The organism is Solwaraspora sp. WMMA2059 (assembly GCF_027497315.1).
GTDB lineage: Bacteria > Actinomycetota > Actinomycetes > Mycobacteriales > Micromonosporaceae > Micromonospora_E.
This window is the reverse complement of record NZ_CP114908.1, coordinates 5,346,040-5,361,059: the sequence shown is the minus strand read 5'-3', so window position 1 is coordinate 5,361,059 and position 15,020 is coordinate 5,346,040. Positions and strand designations below refer to the sequence as shown.

General features: G+C 71.1%; 13 protein-coding genes. 7 read left to right on the top strand and 6 right to left on the bottom strand.

The window, feature by feature from the left end:
- Positions 1–52: 52 nt before the first annotated feature.
- The 3 genes from O7553_RS24565 to O7553_RS24555 form a co-directional block, all read right to left on the bottom strand.
- Complete coding sequence (locus O7553_RS24565; RefSeq protein WP_281551971.1) at positions 53–988, bottom strand: glycosyltransferase family 2 protein; 936 nt, start codon at positions 986–988, stop codon at positions 53–55.
- Positions 989–1,107: 119 nt separating this feature from the next.
- Positions 1,108–3,303 carry a carbohydrate-binding module family 20 domain-containing protein gene (locus O7553_RS24560; protein WP_281551970.1) on the bottom strand — a complete coding sequence of 732 codons (2,196 nt, stop codon included), beginning with the start codon at positions 3,301–3,303 and terminating at the stop codon, positions 1,108–1,110.
- A 261-nt stretch (positions 3,304–3,564) separates the two neighbouring features.
- On the bottom strand, positions 3,565–4,458 hold the full coding sequence (locus O7553_RS24555) for a LysR family transcriptional regulator (RefSeq protein WP_281551969.1): 894 nt from the start codon (positions 4,456–4,458) through the stop codon (positions 3,565–3,567).
- Positions 4,459–4,552: 94 nt separating this feature from the next.
- Between O7553_RS24555 and O7553_RS24550 the strand changes: the two genes are divergently transcribed.
- Positions 4,553–5,575: a bile acid:sodium symporter family protein gene (locus O7553_RS24550; protein WP_281551968.1), complete on the top strand. Its 1,023-nt coding sequence runs from the start codon at positions 4,553–4,555 to the stop codon at positions 5,573–5,575.
- 30 nt (positions 5,576–5,605) lie between these two features.
- On the opposite strand, the gene O7553_RS24545 is transcribed toward O7553_RS24550, so the two are convergent.
- The gene (locus tag O7553_RS24545; RefSeq protein WP_281551967.1) at positions 5,606–6,922 is read right to left on the bottom strand and encodes an LCP family protein; all 1,317 of its coding nucleotides are present in this window, start codon (positions 6,920–6,922) and stop codon (positions 5,606–5,608) included.
- Between the two features lie 168 nt (positions 6,923–7,090).
- Between O7553_RS24545 and O7553_RS24540 the strand changes: the two genes are divergently transcribed.
- Positions 7,091–9,022: an asparagine synthase-related protein gene (locus O7553_RS24540; RefSeq protein ID WP_281551966.1), complete on the top strand. Its 1,932-nt coding sequence runs from the start codon at positions 7,091–7,093 to the stop codon at positions 9,020–9,022.
- A 99-nt stretch (positions 9,023–9,121) separates the two neighbouring features.
- A complete protein-coding gene (nhaA, locus tag O7553_RS24535; protein WP_281551965.1) occupies positions 9,122–10,510 on the top strand; it encodes a Na+/H+ antiporter NhaA in 1,389 nt (462 codons plus the stop codon).
- Between the two features lie 84 nt (positions 10,511–10,594).
- On the opposite strand, the gene O7553_RS24530 is transcribed toward nhaA, so the two are convergent.
- Entirely contained in the window at positions 10,595–12,253 is a 1,659-nt protein-coding gene (locus tag O7553_RS24530) for an ABC-F family ATP-binding cassette domain-containing protein (protein WP_281551964.1), read from the bottom strand.
- A 39-nt stretch (positions 12,254–12,292) separates the two neighbouring features.
- Here O7553_RS24530 and O7553_RS24525 point away from each other — a divergent pair, with 39 nt between their 5' ends.
- The 3 genes from O7553_RS24525 to O7553_RS24515 all read left to right on the top strand — a co-directional run bounded on the left by O7553_RS24525 (position 12,293) and on the right by O7553_RS24515 (position 13,853).
- Entirely contained in the window at positions 12,293–13,045 is a 753-nt protein-coding gene (locus tag O7553_RS24525) for an ROK family protein (protein WP_281551963.1), read from the top strand.
- A gap of 185 nt (positions 13,046–13,230) precedes the next feature.
- Positions 13,231–13,602, top strand: a complete 372-nt coding sequence (locus O7553_RS24520) for a tetratricopeptide repeat protein (RefSeq protein ID WP_281551962.1) — start codon at positions 13,231–13,233, stop codon at positions 13,600–13,602.
- Positions 13,599–13,853, top strand: coding sequence for a Smr/MutS family protein (locus O7553_RS24515; protein ID WP_123606272.1), 255 nt, complete (start codon positions 13,599–13,601; stop codon positions 13,851–13,853). Before O7553_RS24520 ends, O7553_RS24515 begins: the two co-directional genes overlap by 4 nt.
- Positions 13,854–13,908: 55 nt before the next feature.
- Here O7553_RS24515 and O7553_RS24510 read toward each other — a convergent pair whose 3' ends face one another.
- A complete protein-coding gene (locus O7553_RS24510; RefSeq protein WP_281551961.1) occupies positions 13,909–14,517 on the bottom strand; it encodes a TetR/AcrR family transcriptional regulator in 609 nt (202 codons plus the stop codon).
- A gap of 68 nt (positions 14,518–14,585) precedes the next feature.
- Between O7553_RS24510 and O7553_RS24505 the strand changes: the two genes are divergently transcribed.
- The gene (locus tag O7553_RS24505; protein WP_281551960.1) at positions 14,586–14,981 is read left to right on the top strand and encodes an SDR family NAD(P)-dependent oxidoreductase; all 396 of its coding nucleotides are present in this window, start codon (positions 14,586–14,588) and stop codon (positions 14,979–14,981) included.
- The last annotated feature ends 39 nt before the right edge of the window (positions 14,982–15,020 follow it).

Sequence of the window (15,020 nt, the reverse complement as noted above, 5' to 3'; positions counted from 1 at the left end):
AAGTCCGGTTACCGGGCCGACCCGGCCCGGTTAGCGAACCGCCCGTCTGCGGCTAGCCCGAGACGAGTGCGTCGATGTCGTCGCGGCGGCCGAGTCGACCGTCCCGGCCGTCGGCGAGAGCCAGTTCGACGAGCTTTTCGTAGCCGCCGCGCAACTGCGGGGCGTGGGTGTCGACCTGCCGGAGCCAACAGGTGACGAACGCCTCGAGCTCCGACTCGATCTCGCTCAGCGGGGCGGTGAAGAACCGCTTGCTGAAGTGCATCCGGTTGCGGCACATGTAGTAGACGTAGTACGGCGGCGGGTACCTGCCGGCCGACCGCTTGTAGTGCCACACCCGGGAGTAGGGCGCGAGGACGGTGCGCCAGCCGGCCTGCTGGGCTCGCAGGCAGTAGTCGGTCTCCTCGTAGTAGAGGAAGTAGTCCTCGGAGAGCAGACCGATCTGGCGGAGCGTCTCCCGCCGGATCAGGAAACACGCGCCGGTGACGTAGTCGACGTCGCGCACCGCTCCGTCCGGCACGGACGGATCGAACACCCCGGCGTCGGCGTGGTACGTGGACCCGTGGCCCTTGATCACGCCGCCGTTGAACAGGATGCGGGCCGGGTGTCCGCCGTCGAGGATGCGGCTGCCGACGATCCCGGCGTCCGGATGCTCCTCGGCGGTGCGCAGCAGGCGGGTCAACGTCTCCGCGCTGACGACCGCATCCGGGTTGAGCAGCCAGACGAACTCGGCGGACGACGTCAGAGCGGCCCGGATCCCGATGTTGCAGCCGGCGGCGAAGCCGACGTTGTCGCCGGCCGAGACGACCTCCACGGCCGGATCCAGCAGGTCGGTGAGATCGGGCCCGTGGTGCTCCCGTTCGGTGTTGTCGACGACGATCACCCGCTGGTCGGCGGTGTCACTGGCCTGCAGCGAGGTGAGGCAACGGACAGTGTCGTCGTAGTGCCGGTAGTTGACTACGACGGTTGCTACCCGCGGCCCGATTCGCACCGGTGACCTCCCGAACGGCAGGCGTCCGCAGCCGGTCCGTCCACCCGGGCCGAGGCTATCAGCTCGGCCGCCGGGTGTACGGCGGACCGCGCGGAGCCGGTCCGCCGTACACCGCTTGGTCATCGCCAGGTGTCGGTGAGGGTCGTCGCGTCGCCGGCCGGGGTGGCACTGCGGTTGCCGCCCGACTCCCAGTCGACAGTGCCGTCCGGTGCCCGCTTGACGTACTTGTACTCGAAGGACTCACCGGCCGGCAGCGCGACGCTGCCCGACCAGACCGGGTAGTCGTCCGCAGCGAGGGCGACCGCCCGGGTCGGGTCCCACGAGCCCAGCGCCGGGACCGAGCCGACGACCAGGACGTCCTGGCCGTACCAGGTGGTCGCGGTGACGTCGAAGGTGACCGCGACGGTGCCCGGCTGCTCTCCGCCGGAGCCGGGCTGGCCCCAGGTGGCGGTGAGCGGGGTGCCGCCGACGCCGCTGCGGTTGGCGCCAGCTTCCCACTCGACCGCGCCGTTCGACGCCACCTTGACCAGTTTCCACTCGAACGCCGTACCGTCCGGGACGTCGACGGAGCCGGTCCAGGTCGGGTAGCTGGCCGCGTCGGTGCCCAGCGGTGCCGCGTCGGCCGGGTTCCAGGAGCCGAGTTCGGGCAGCGAGCCGACCACCCGTACCTGCTGGCCGGGCGTGGTCTGCACGGTCACCGTTACCGGGGTGCCGTCGCCCGGGGGCGGATCGACCGGGCCGCAGCCGGCTGGGTCGGTGCAGTCGAGCCGCGCCGCGACGTGCAGTGCCACCGCCCGGTTCGCCGGGATGTCGGCGTGGAAGCCGCCGTCGGTGACGGCGATCGTGCCACCGGTGCAGGTGCCACTGTCCGCCCGGTAGGTGCCCCGGGCCACGTTGCAGTACCAGCCGTCCGGCAGGCTGGTGGTGAAGCTGCGGCTCCAGGTGCTGCCGGTCGCGTTGAACGCGGCGTACCCGCGGTCGGCGCGGGCGAAGCCGAGCCGGCCGTTGCCGTCGGTGAGCACGGCGCTGATGCCGGCGCCGGCGGTGGCGTTGCGGAAGCCGACCATCCCGGCGACCTGCTCGTCGCGGTGCTCACAGATCCACTCTGCGCTGGCGCAGTCGGTCGGCAGCGTGGTGCCGTCGCCGGTGCTCGGCGGCCCCTGGGCGACCACTGGGCCGAAGGCATAGCTGGACATCAACTGGGGGGTCCCGTACGGGTGGGCGAGCATGAACGCGTCGGCCAGGTAGTAGCGGTCGCCGTCCTGATAGGTGAGCGTCGGGGTGGCCCGCTGGGTGTCGTGGTTGTCGATGAAGACGACGGCCCGGTCGCCGGTCAGCCCGCCGTAGTGCGGCACGCTGGCCAGCTGGGCGATGGTGCCGTCGCGGAAGGCCGCGGAGACCGCCCGCTGGTAGTCGAAGTTGGTGACCTTGCCGTACGGCGCGTATGCGGTGTACGGGATGGTGCCGTCGCCGTACACCTCGTGGAACAGGTCGGGTCGGCCGCCGAAGCCGGGCACGTCGTCGAGTCGGGAGATGATGTCCGCCAGGTGGGCTTCCTGGACGTGTTTTGCGGCGTCCACCCGGAACCCGGCGACGCCGAGCGCGATCACCGAGTTCATGTACTTGGCGATCTTGCGGCGTACCTCCGGATCGGCGGTGTTGAGGTCGGCCAGGTCGAGCAGTTCGCAGTCCTGCACCTCGGTCTTGCTGCCCCAGTTGCTGATGGTGCGGTAGCAGGGGCCGAAGTCGGCGTAGCCGTAGCTGTCGCCGGAGCCGTCGCCGAACAGGTCCGGGTAGCCGTACTTGCTGTAGACGGTGCCGGCGCTGCCCGGCCCGCTGCCGACCGATCCGGTGCCGCTCATGTGGTTGAGCACCATGTCGACGTAGATCTTCACGCCCTGGTCGCGGCAGCGTTCGACCATGTCGACGAAGTCGGCCCGGTCGCCACGCCGGGTCTGGTCGATCCGGTACGAGACCGGCTGGTAGTCCTGCCACCAGGGGTAGCTGGCACCTTCGGCGCTGGGCAGCAGCACATGCTCCTGCGGCGGGGATACCTGGACCCCGCCCCAGCCGTCCGGGCCGAGTGTTGCCTCGCACTCCTCGGCGATGGAGTTCCACCGCCACTGGAACAGGTGCACGATCGCGTCGCCGTTGCCGACGGCGGTGGCGGTCGCCTCGGCGGTCGTGACCGGGGCCGCTGCCGGGTCTGTGGCGAGGGCCGCTGCGGGGGTAGTGGCGGTGGCGGGCGCGGGCAGGGTGACGGCCAACGGGATTCCGATGACGGCCGCCACGGCGGCGGCCATCGGTCTGGACACGGTCGATCCGGGTACGGACATCAGCGCTCCAATGCTGGTGACGGCTTGCCTGCGAGGAGGCACAGGTCAGGGCTCTGAAAGAACCTGCAAGGATCGCAAGTACTTTCAGCCATGTGGTGAGGGTAACAATCAGACGTCTCGCTGTGAACAGCTTGTTTCGGCCGCCAGGCTGGGGTGCTCCGAGCTGTGCCCGCCGACAGGGCCGCAAGAACTGACATCCTCTTGCAGCAGGATCTGTCGCTCTGGGGATCCGGGCTGGGGTCAGCCTGCGGTCCGCGGAGCCCGCTCCCGGCCACCGCCGGTCGGCCGGCCGGCGGCCCCGACCGCCTCACTGACCGCCGCCACCACCGCCGGGTCGGCGTCCGGACGGGACAGCAGGATGAACTCCACCTCGCCCAGCGGCGGCAGATCGGCCGGGGCCACCGGGGTCAGGCCGACCGGCACCAACCGGGCCGAGTGCGGCAGCAGGCCGAGACCGGCGCGGGCGGCGGCCACCAGCCCGCCGAGGCTGCCGCTGGTGCAGGCGATCCGCCACGGCTGACCGGCGGACGAGAGCGCGGCGAGCGCCTGCGCCCGGGAGATGCTCGGCGGCGGGTAGACCACCAGCGGCACCGGTTCCCCGGCGGTGCGCCGTGGCGGTGTGGGCTGATCCGCCGCGCCCAGCCAGACCAGCCGGTCACGCCAGACCAGAGTGCCCCGGGACTGACCCGCCAGGCGTTTGGCGAAGACCAGGTCGAGTGCCCGGGCGTCCAGCAACTGGTGCAGTGTGCCGCTCAGCGCCACGGTCAGCTCGACGTCGACCAGCGGGTTGCGGCGGCGGAAGGTCTGCAGCACGTCCGGCAGGTAGCTGGAGATCAGGTCCTCGGAGACGCCGAGGCGCAGCTTGCCGCGTACCACCGTGGTGCTGAAATGCCGGCGGGCCCGGTCGTGCGCGTCGAGAATGTCCCGGGCGAAGCTGATCATCGCTTCGCCGTCCACCGTCAGCTGCACGGTGTGCGTGTCGCGCAGCAGCAACGGCCGTCCGGCCGCCTCCTCCAACCGCCGCACGTGCGCGCTGACCGTGGACTGCCGCAGACCGAGCCGCTCGGCGGCTCGGGTGAAGCTCAGCAACTGGCTCACCGCCAGGAAGCTGCGCAGCTGGACAGGCTCGTACACGACCTGCATGCTATCGCGTTACGCGATGACAGTCAGTGCGGTGATCAGCTTTCCCGCTGATCGGCCAGCCGCTCAGAATGGGTGGACCAACCCCTTGTCCACCTGGAGCACCCGGATGCGCTGGCCCCGCTGGCTGATCATCGACCCGTTCATCGCGATGCTGTTCGCCGTCGTGGCGCTCGCCGCGCTGCTCCCGGTCCACGGCACCGCCGCCTCGGTCGCCGGTGTCGTCGCCAGCGTCGGCATCGCCCTGCTGTTCTTCCTGCACGGGGCCAGGATCGCCCCGGCGGCGGCGCTCGCCGGCGCCCGACACTGGCGCCTGCACACCGTGGTGCTGAGCACCACCTTCGTGGTCTTCCCGCTGCTCGGTCTGGCCGTTGCGCTGATCAGCCCGCAACTGCTGCCGGCCGAGCTCTACCAGGGGGTCCTCTTCCTCTGCGTGGTCCCCTCGACGGTGCAGTCGTCGATCGCGTTCACCTCGATCGCCCGGGGCAACGTGCCGGCCGCCGTGTTCAGCGCGTCGTTCTCCAACATCGCCGGGGTCGCGCTCACCCCACTGCTCGCCGTGCTGCTCATGCAGAACACCGGTGACCTGCGGCTGACCGCAGGTTCGATCGGCTCGATCGTCGGGCAGCTGCTGCTACCGTTCGTCGCGGGTCAGCTGTCCCGGCGGTGGACCGCTGACTGGATCGGCCGACACAAGAGCCTGACCTCGGTGGTCGACCGGGGCTCGATCCTGCTGGTGGTCTACACCGCGTTCAGCGCCGGTGTGGTCGCCGGGATCTGGCAGCAGATCGCCGTCAGTCAGCTGCTGGTTCTCGGCGCCACCGTCGGTGCCCTGCTGGCGGTGGTGATGGGGCTGCTGTTCGGCGTCACCCGGCTGCTCGGCTTCGACCACGCCGACCGGGCCGCGACGGTCTTCTGCGGCGCCAAGAAGAGCCTGGCCACCGGGTTGCCGATGGCGGCCGTGCTGTTCAGTCCGCAACTGCTCGGCCTGCTGGTCCTACCGCTGATGATCTTCCACCAGATCCAGCTGATCGTCTGCGCGGCCCTGGCCCGGTGGTGGTCGCACCGGGCACCAACGGTCCGTCCGTCAGGCGAGACGACCCGGGTGTAGGTGTGGTCGGCCGACGGTGGGTCGGGCCGGTCAGCGGACGACGACCGAGTCGAGCTGCTCGGCGCCGTACCGCTCGATGTACCGCTCCAAGGTGTCGTCGCGCACCGCGGTCCAGAAGCCGACACCCTGATAAGGGTCCAGCCACATCACCCACTGGTCGCCGACGTACCCGGTGTCCGCCACCGGGGCGGTGACGAACCGGACGTCGTTGCGGATCTTGCGCAGGTCGAAGGCGAGCTGCCGGAGTTTGTCGTTGGTCAGGCCGTCGTCGACGGTGACGGTCGCGGTGATTGCGTCGAGCAGCGCGCCGAGCTGTCGCGGGCTGGTCAGGGTGTCCCGGTCGAGGGTCTCGTCGAGCAGCGCGCGCAGGTAGTTCTGGTGGCGGCGCATCCGGTCGAAGTCGCCCTCCGGCAGGCCGTGGCGCTGGCGAACGTACTGGACGGCCTGCTCGCCGTTGAGCCGTTGCAGTCCTGCGGGCCAGGTCGACTGCAGGCTCGGTCCGGGCGTCCCGGCCGGGATATCCACGGTCACCCCACCGACCGCGTCGGTCAGGTCCTGCAGCCCGACGAGGTCGATCAGGGCGACGTGGTCGATGCGCAGCCCGGTCACGTTCTCGACCGTCTGTACGGCGAGGCTGGCACCACCGAGCGCGTACGCAGAATTGATCTTGAGGTTGCCGTGCCCGGGGACCGGCACCCACGAGTCGCGGGGGATGGAGACGACGTACGCCCGCTCCCGGTCGGCGGTGATCCGGACCACCATCAGCGAGTCGGTCCGGCCGTACGGCCCGGCGGGGGAGTCCGCGCCGGTGGCGCTGGAGGCGAGGCTGTCGATGCCGGCGAGCAGCACGGTCAGCCCTTCCGGCGTCGGTGCCGGCCGCTGGTCGGCCGGGATCGTGGCGAACGGGTCGGGGATCCGCTTGATCTCGCCGAGGTAGTAGTGACTGACGACGGCCACCCCGGCCACCCCGGCGAGGGCGGCGACCACCAGGCCGGTGATGCCGAGCAGGGCGATGCGGCGCAGCCGGCGACGGCCGTGCCGGGCCGGTGGCCGCCGGTGCCGGCCGGTGCCGGCGCCCGATCGGGTCAACGTCACCGGGCTGGTCGCTGAGACCCCCGGCTGCCGGTCGGACCGCTGCGGCTGGTCCGCGGTCGTGGCCCACTGGCCGTACGCCTGGTCGGTGGTGGCCCATTGGTCGTGCTGCTGGTCGATGGTCCACTGGTGTGACTCGGCCCAGTCGTCGTCCGCCGTGGCGGGGCGGTGCTGGCCCTGGTCGTGCGCGGGCGCATCAACCCAGTTCTCCCGGGCCGGTGCCGGATTGTCCTGATCGTCAGGTCGCCCGGTCATGTGATCACCTCTGGCTCGATCGCTGAGAGACCCAGGCTAACCAGACATTACGGATCTATAACGCCAATCGGCTAAAATCAAGACGAGACTCGGGCTGGCCGGCGTCGTCGGGTGAACCGGATCGACAACTCGGCACCCGGCACAGCCAACTCGGTTTAGCGTCACAATATGTCAGCAATAGTCGGTATTGTCGGTGAGGCCGGCGGTCGCAGCCAGAGTGCCGACCAACTCGCCCTGGCCTGCACCCCGCACGACCTTCAGCGGACCGGTCGCTACCTGGACGACCGGGCGGCGATCGTCGCCCGCTGGTCCGACGAGGACCGGGCCGTGGCCCGGTCGCCGCGCTACCCGGGTCGGTCGCCGTACTACACGGCCACGACGGACGCGGTCGCGGTCAGCTGCACCGCCCAACCCGACCTGCTCGACCTGTATCGTCGGCACGAAACGGCGGCCGTCACCAGGCTGACCGGCGACTTCGCGATCGCGGTCTGGGACCGCGACCGGAACCAGCTGATACTGGCGGCCGACCGGACCGGCGAGCGGACGCTGTACTGGCGGCTCAGCGGCGGCCAGTTGATCTTCGCCTCGCAGCTGCGGGCGTTGCTGGCCGATCCATGTACCGGCCAGGAGCTCGACCCGGTCGCACTGCACCACTACCTGACCTACCGGTACGTCCCCGCGCCGTGGACGATCTACGCCGGCATTCGCAAGCTTCCCCCGGGCACATCGCTGATCTGGGCGGACGGGCGGGTCACCACCCGTCGCTACTGGACACTCGACGCCGCTGCCGGGCCGTCGGCACCCGGTATCGACCAGGCCGCCGAACAGCTACGCGAACGGCTGGTCGACGCCGTGCGCTCCCGGCTGCCGGCCACCGGGTCGCCGCAGGTGCTGCTCTCCGGCGGGATCGGCGCCACCCTGGTCGCGGCCGCCGTGACCCGCAGCACCAGCGTCAGGGCGCACACCTGCTCGGTCGGGTTCGGCGACCCCCGGCTCGACCAGCGGGCGGCGGCGCGAGGCGTCGCCCGGGCGCTCGGCACCGAGCACCAGGAGTATCGGGTGACCGGGCTCGACCCGGCCGTACCGCAGCAGATCGCCGGCCTGTTCGAGGAACCGTTCGCCAGCCCGGCCGCGATCCCCGCCTACCTGGTCGCCCGGTACGCCGGGGTGCGGCGGGCGGAGGCGTTCTGCGGCCTCGGCGGTGCCCTGCTGTACGGCGGGTTCCCGCACCACCTGCTGCTCGGCTGGCTCAACGGCTGGCCGCAGCGGCCGGCCGGACTGCCCGGGTTGCAGCGGGCCGGGGCCGCGCTGGTGCGGCGGAGCACGGCCGGAACCCCGGTGCGTCGGCTCGGCCGGCTGCTGGAGGTCGCCGGCTGCCCACCACCGACCCGGTACGCACGGATCGTCGCCGAGTGCAGCGCCGAGCAGAAGAACGCCCTCTACGGGGCGCGGCTGCGCGACGAACTCGCCAACGTGGACAGCGGTTTGCTGGCTGAGGCGGCCTACCTCGCCTCGTCAGGGGACTCCCAGGCGACCCGGATGACCGACGCGGACCTGCACGGATACCTGCCGGGCGACGTACTCGCCCGGTGGTCGACCGTGTCGGCCGGCGCGGGACTACGGCTGCAGGCGCCGTTGCTCGACCACCGACTGCTCGAGTGGGTGGCCGGCCTGCCGGCATCGTGGAAGGTGCCGGGGCGGCGGCGGAACCTGGCGCGGCGGGCGGCGGCCGGCTGGTTGCCGGGCCGGGCGGTCACGTCCGAGCCGGTGGACGCCCGGCCACCGCTGGCCAGCTGGCTGCGGGCCGAGCTGCGCGAACTCGCCGGGGACCTGCTCACCGACCGGACCTTCCAGGACCGTGGCCTGTTCCAGCCGGCTGCGGTCCGCCGGCTGCTCGACGAGCACCAGGCCGGGGTGGACCACGCCGGCGAGATCTACACGGTGCTTCAACTCGAACTCTGGCTGCGGCACCGGCCGGGGTCGGTGAGAGACCCCGCACTTGCTGGTCAGCGCGACATGACCTTGGAAGAATCGGGGTACGGCACAACTGGCGCCGGAGGTTGTCCGGCGGCGGCATCGCCAACCGGAGACCTTCGGTAACCGTGCCGGAACGGATAGTGTGATCATCATCGACGCGCCGGTCAACCAGGACCGGCGTCGCTGTACCTGCTGCATGTACGTGGAGGTGGAGTTCTCTACATGACCGACCCGACCCCCACCAAGGCCTCCGGATCCGGCGACAAGTCCGGATCGAGCAAAAAGTCGGACTCAACCAGGCCGCCGGAGTCCCGGCGTCCGTTCCAGCTCTCCTCCTGGGCGGAAGCCAAGTTCATCGGCGACGTGCTCCGCACCGAGACCGTCGGCGGCGGGCTGCTGCTGCTCGGCGCGGTCATCGCGCTGATCTGGGCCAACTCCCCGTGGGGCGACGCCTACACGGACCTGGGCCAGTTCGTGCCCTGGCCCGGCGGGGCACCGCTGCACCTGGACGTCGACCTGGCGCACTGGGCGGCGGACGGCCTGCTGGCGATCTTCTTCTTCGTGGTCGGTCTGGAACTCAAACGCGAATTCGTCGCCGGTGAACTGCGCAGCCCACGCCGGGCCGCGCTGCCGGTGATCGCCGCGGTCGGCGGCATGGCCATGCCGGCGCTCATTTACGTACTGATCAACCTGAACACCGGCGACAGCGCGCTGCGCGGCTGGGCGATCCCCACCGCCACCGACATCGCGTTCGCCCTCGCCGTGCTCGCCGTCATCGGCTCCCACCTGCCGCAGGGCCTGCGCGCCTTCCTGCTCACCCTGGCCGTCGTCGACGATCTGCTGGCGATCACCATCATCGCGTTCTTCTACACCGAACAGGTCAACTTCCTGGCACTGGCCGGTTCCCTGCTACCGCTGCTCGCCTTCGCGCTGCTGCTGCGGTTCGGCAGGACCTGGTGGTGGGCGCTGATCCCGCTGGCCGCCATCACCTGGACGCTGATGCACGCCTCCGGCGTACACGCCACCATCGCCGGCGTACTGCTCGGCTTCATGGTGCCGGTGCTGCCCCGCAAGGGCGAGCAGCACGGCATGGCCGAGCACTTCGAACACCGGTGGCGGCCGGTCTCCGCCGGCTTCGCCGTGCCGGTCTTCGCCTTCTTCGCCGCCGGGGTGTCGCTGCGTGACGGCGGCATCGGCTCGGTGCTGACCGATCCGGTGGCGATCGGCGTGATCGCCGGTCTGGTCCTCGGCAAGACGATCGGCATCCTGGGCGCCACCGGGCTGATGACCCGCTTCACCCGCGCCGACCTGGGCGGGCTGAAATGGGTCGACCTGCTCGGGGTGTCCCTGCTGGCCGGTATCGGGTTCACCGTCTCGCTGCTGATCGGCGAGTTGGCGTTCGGTGCCGGCAGTGACCGCGACGCCCACGTCAAGGCGGCCGTCCTGATCGGCTCGCTGACCGCGGCGCTGCTCGCCGCCATCGTTCTCAGCCGGCGGAACAAGGTCTACCGGCGGATCTCCGAACAGGAACGGCAGGACCGCGACGGCGACGGAATCCCGGACATCTACCAGCAACTGCCGCAACCGACACCGGACGACGACCGCCGCTGACCCGGATTGACCGGCGGCGACCGACGCTGACCCGGATCGACCGGCGGCGGCCCCGCAACCTGGTCGTACCCCCTGGTCCTGCCCCTAGTCGAGGGACAGGTCCAGCAGCGACCGGAACGCGGGGCCGTCGCCGTCCAGCGTGATCCGCCGGGTCAGCCGCACCGACTCCAACATCCGCCGGTCGTGCGTGACCAGCAGCAACGTGCCGGTGAACGACGCCAGCGCCGACTCCAACTGCTCGATCGCCGGCAGATCCAGATGGTTCGTCGGCTCGTCGAGGACCAGCAGGTTAACCCCGCGCGTCTGCAGCAACGCCAACGCCGTACGGGTCCGCTCGCCCGGCGACAGGGTGGCCGCCGGCCGCAGCACATGGTCGGCCCGCAGCCCGAACTTCGCCAGCACCGTACGGGCCTCGGCGGGGGCCAGGTCGGCCGCCGCCCGGAACGTGTCCAGCACCGGCTCGTCGCGCAGGAACAGCTGGCGGGCCTGGTCGATCTCGCCGACCACCACCCCGGGGCCGAGCCACGACTCGCCCGAGGCCAGTGACAGCCGCCCCAGCAACGCGCCGAGCAGCGTCGACTTGCCGGACCCGTTCGGCCCGGTGATCGCCACCCGGTCCGCCCAGTCGATCTGCAGATCCACCGGGCCGAGAGTGAACCCGCCTCGGCGTACCACCGCCCGGCGCAGCACCGCGACCACCGCGCCGGCCCGGGGCGCGGCGGCGATCTCCATCCGCAGCTCCCACTCCTTGCGCGGCTCCTCGACGACCTCCAGCCGCTCGATCATCCGCTCGGTCTGCCGCGCCTTCGCCGCCTGCTTCTCCGCGGCCTCGGTCCGGGCGTTGGTGGTCAACTTGTCGCTGTCGCTGGCCTTGCGCCGGGCGTTGCGCACGCCCTTGTCCGTCCAGGCCCGCTGAGTGCGGGCGCGGGCCTGCAGCCCGGCCCGGGTGTCGGCGTACTCCTCGTACGCCTCCCGGGCGCGCCGGCGGGCCACCTCCCGCTCGGCCAGATACCCGGCGTACCCGCCGCCGTAGTGGTTGACCTGCTGCTGGGCCAGATCCAGCTCGACCACCCGATTCACCGTACGGGCCAGGAACTCCCGGTCGTGCGACACCAGCACGGCTCCGGCGCGCAGCCCGGTGACGAACTGCTCCAGCCGGGCCAGCCCGGCCAGGTCCAGATCGTTGGTCGGCTCGTCGAGCAGCACCACGTCGTAGCGGCTGAGCAGCAGCGACGCGAGCTGGGCGCGGGCCGCCTGGCCGCCGGAGAGCGCCGTCGTCGGCTGGTCCAACGTCACCGTCAGACCCAGGTCGGCGACCACCTGCTCGGCGCGTTCGGCCAGGTCGGCGCCGCCGAGATCCAGCCAGCGTTCCAGCGCCACCGCGTACGCGTCGTCGGCGCCGGCCTGGCCGTCGGCCAGTGCCTGCGTCGACGCGTCCAGGTCGTGCTGCGCCGCCGCCACCCCGGTCCGGCGGGCCAGGTAGTCGCGTACCGACTCGCCCGGCCGGCGCTGCGGCTCCTGCGGCAGCAGCCCGACGGTGGCGGTCGGCGGGTTGCGGGTGACCGCGCCCGACTCGGGCGCGGCGGTGCCGGCGAGGATCCGCAGCAGCGTCGACTTGCCGGCACCGTTCGCGCCGACCAACCCGATCACGTCGCCGGGCGCGACGACGAGGTCCAGCCCGGTGAAGAGTTGCCGGTCACCGTGCCCGGCGGACAGGTCCCTGGCGATCAACGTGGCGCTCATGGCCCGGCGATCGTAGCCGCCGACCGGCACACTGTGCTGATGATTTCCACGCTGGCGATCGACTGTGGCGGCGGCGGCATCAAGGCGTCCGTACTCGACGAGGCCGGCACCATGCGGGCCCGGCCGCTGCGGGTGCCGACCCCGTACCCGCTGCCGCCGAAACGGTTCGTCGACACCTTGCGCGGGTTGCGTGACCAGCTGCCGGCGGCCGACCGGGTCACCGTCGGCATGCCCGGCATGATCCGGCACGGCGTCGTGGTCGCCACCCCGCACTACGTAACGAAGGCCGGTCCGCGGACCAAGGTCGACCCGGGACTGCTCGCCGAATGGTCCGGCTTCGATGCCCGTACGGCGCTCGGCGCCGCCTTCGACCTGCCGGTGCTGGTGCTCAACGACGCCGAGGTGCACGGTGCCGGGGTGGTCGCCGGCGCCGGCTGCGAACTGGTCCTCACCCTCGGCACCGGGCTCGGCTGCGCGCTGTTCGACGGCGGCCGGCTCGCCCCGCACCTGGAGCTGTCCCAGGCGCCGGTGCGCTGGGGGCAGAGCTACGACACCTACGTCGGCGAGCACGAACGCCGCCGGCTCGGCGACGCGTTCTGGTCCCGGCGGGTACGCGGCGTCGTCGACGGTCTGCGACCAGTGTTCTGTTGGGACCGGCTCTACCTCGGCGGCGGCAACTCGCGGCTGATCCGTCCCGAGCAGGTGGCCCGGATGGGCGACGACGTGGTGGTGGTGCCGAACACGGCCGGCATCGTCGGCGGCGTACGGGCCTGGACGCTGATCCGACCCTGAACCCGGTCCGACCGCGTGACCGGTCCGATCCCTGAAACCATTCCGACCCTGACTGGTCTGTGCCGGATCGTCCCGAAGCTGGCTGGGTGGCCGGCGGATGTCCGGTCCGGGAACAGTCGCATTCCGCCGGTGGTTGTGCCAGCGTCAAGGGTGTCGGTGATCGCGACCGGGAAGGTGGGGCGGCCATGGATCTGTTGGAGGAGTACCGCCGGGCGAACCTGTACTTCGAGTCCGGCGACCCGTCCGGGGCGGCCCGGCTGCTGGAGCCGATCATCGCCGCCGAGCCCGACAACTCGGCGGTCCGCCAGCTGCTGGCCCGCTCCTACTTCAAGTCGGCGCAGCTCGGCCGGGCCGAGGAGCAGTTGCGCGAGCTGATCGACCGCGACCCGAGTGACCACTACGCCCATCACGTGCTGGGTCGTACCCTGGAACGGCTCGGTCGGCCGTCGCAGGCGCTGCGGCACCTGCGGCTCGCCGCTGCCATGCGTTCCGAGCACTCGGACTACCTGGCCGCGCTGCGCCGGGTCGAGGCGAAGGTCAACGGAAGGGTGTCGTGAAGATCAAACTGGACCTGCACGACATCTACAACCGTGGCCAGGACATCGACCGGGCGCTGCGGGGTGTCATCGACGAGGCGGTGGCCAAGAAGGCCACCCTCGTCGAGATCATCCCTGGCAAGGGCTCCGGCCAGCTGAAGAAGCGGGTGCTGCGGTTCCTCGACCAGAAGGACGTCAAGCAGCTCTACCACCGGGTGGAGAAGGACTCGAAGAACTTCGGCCGACTGTTCGTCCATTTTCGATGGAAGTGACTCCATCGCTGCGCTGGTAGCGACTCCGCCGCTGCGTTGGTAGCGACGCGGCCACCTAGCGCGGGCTGAGGGCCGCCATCGCCCGGTCGACGTAGTCGGCGAGTGAGTGCTCGGTCGTGGACGCCAGCCAGGCGTGCTGCGCCGCGACCAGACAGCCGAAGGCGGCAGCGGCGAGCGCCCCGGGCGTCGGATCGTCGGCGGCGTACGGGGCGCCGGCCGCCGCCGCCCGCTCCCGCAGCACCGCGACCACGGCGTGCTGCATGCTCTGCAGCTTGCGCAGGTAGACGGCGAGCAGCGCAGGCGTCTCCAGGATCACCCGCTGGACGGGCTTGCTGACCTGCTGCTGGCCTGACGTGTCTGCTGTGGCGTCCACGATGTCGAACAGCCGGCGTAGCGACGTCCAGACGGGTTCGTCGGCGGGGCGCTCCCGCAGGTTGGCGAGCATGTCGTCGGCACCGAGGTCGAACTTGCCGACGACGATGTCCTCCTTCGTCGCGAAGTAGCGGAAGACGCTGCGTTGCGACATGCCGACGGCCGCCGCGATGTCGTCGATGGTGGTGGCGTCGTAGCCCCGTGACACGAAGAGCTGCAGTGCCGCCTCGGTGATGTCGCGTTGCACGGCTCGGCGGGTGCGTTCGCGCAGGTTCGGTTGCTTTCCAGTCATGCTGTGGTCAGCATAGCACCGGCCGTCAAATCTGACAGTAGCTGACAGTTTCGGCGTACAGTGTCGTCATGACCAAGGTGATCGTCATAACCGGATCCAGCGACGGCATCGGTGCCGCGGCCGCCCGCCAGCTGCACAGCGCCGGCCACCGGGTGGTCGTCGTCGGGCGCTCCCCGGGCAAGACCGAGGCCGTCGCCCGCGAGATCGGCGCGGAGCACTTCCTCGCCGACTTCGCCCGCCTCGACGAGGTACGCAAGCTCGCCGCCGAGCTGGACGCCGCGTACCCGCGCATCGACGTGCTCGCCAACAACGCCGGCGGCGTCTTCGGCGACCCCACCAAAACCACCGACGGCTTCGAGCTGACCTTCCAGATCAACCACCTGGCACCGTTCCTGCTGACCCGGCTGCTCATCGACAAAGCGGCGGCCCGCCAGGCGCGTCAACTCCCAGGCGTACGACCCTGATCTCGCCCGCCGGCTGTGGGAGCGTTCGGAGCAGCTGCT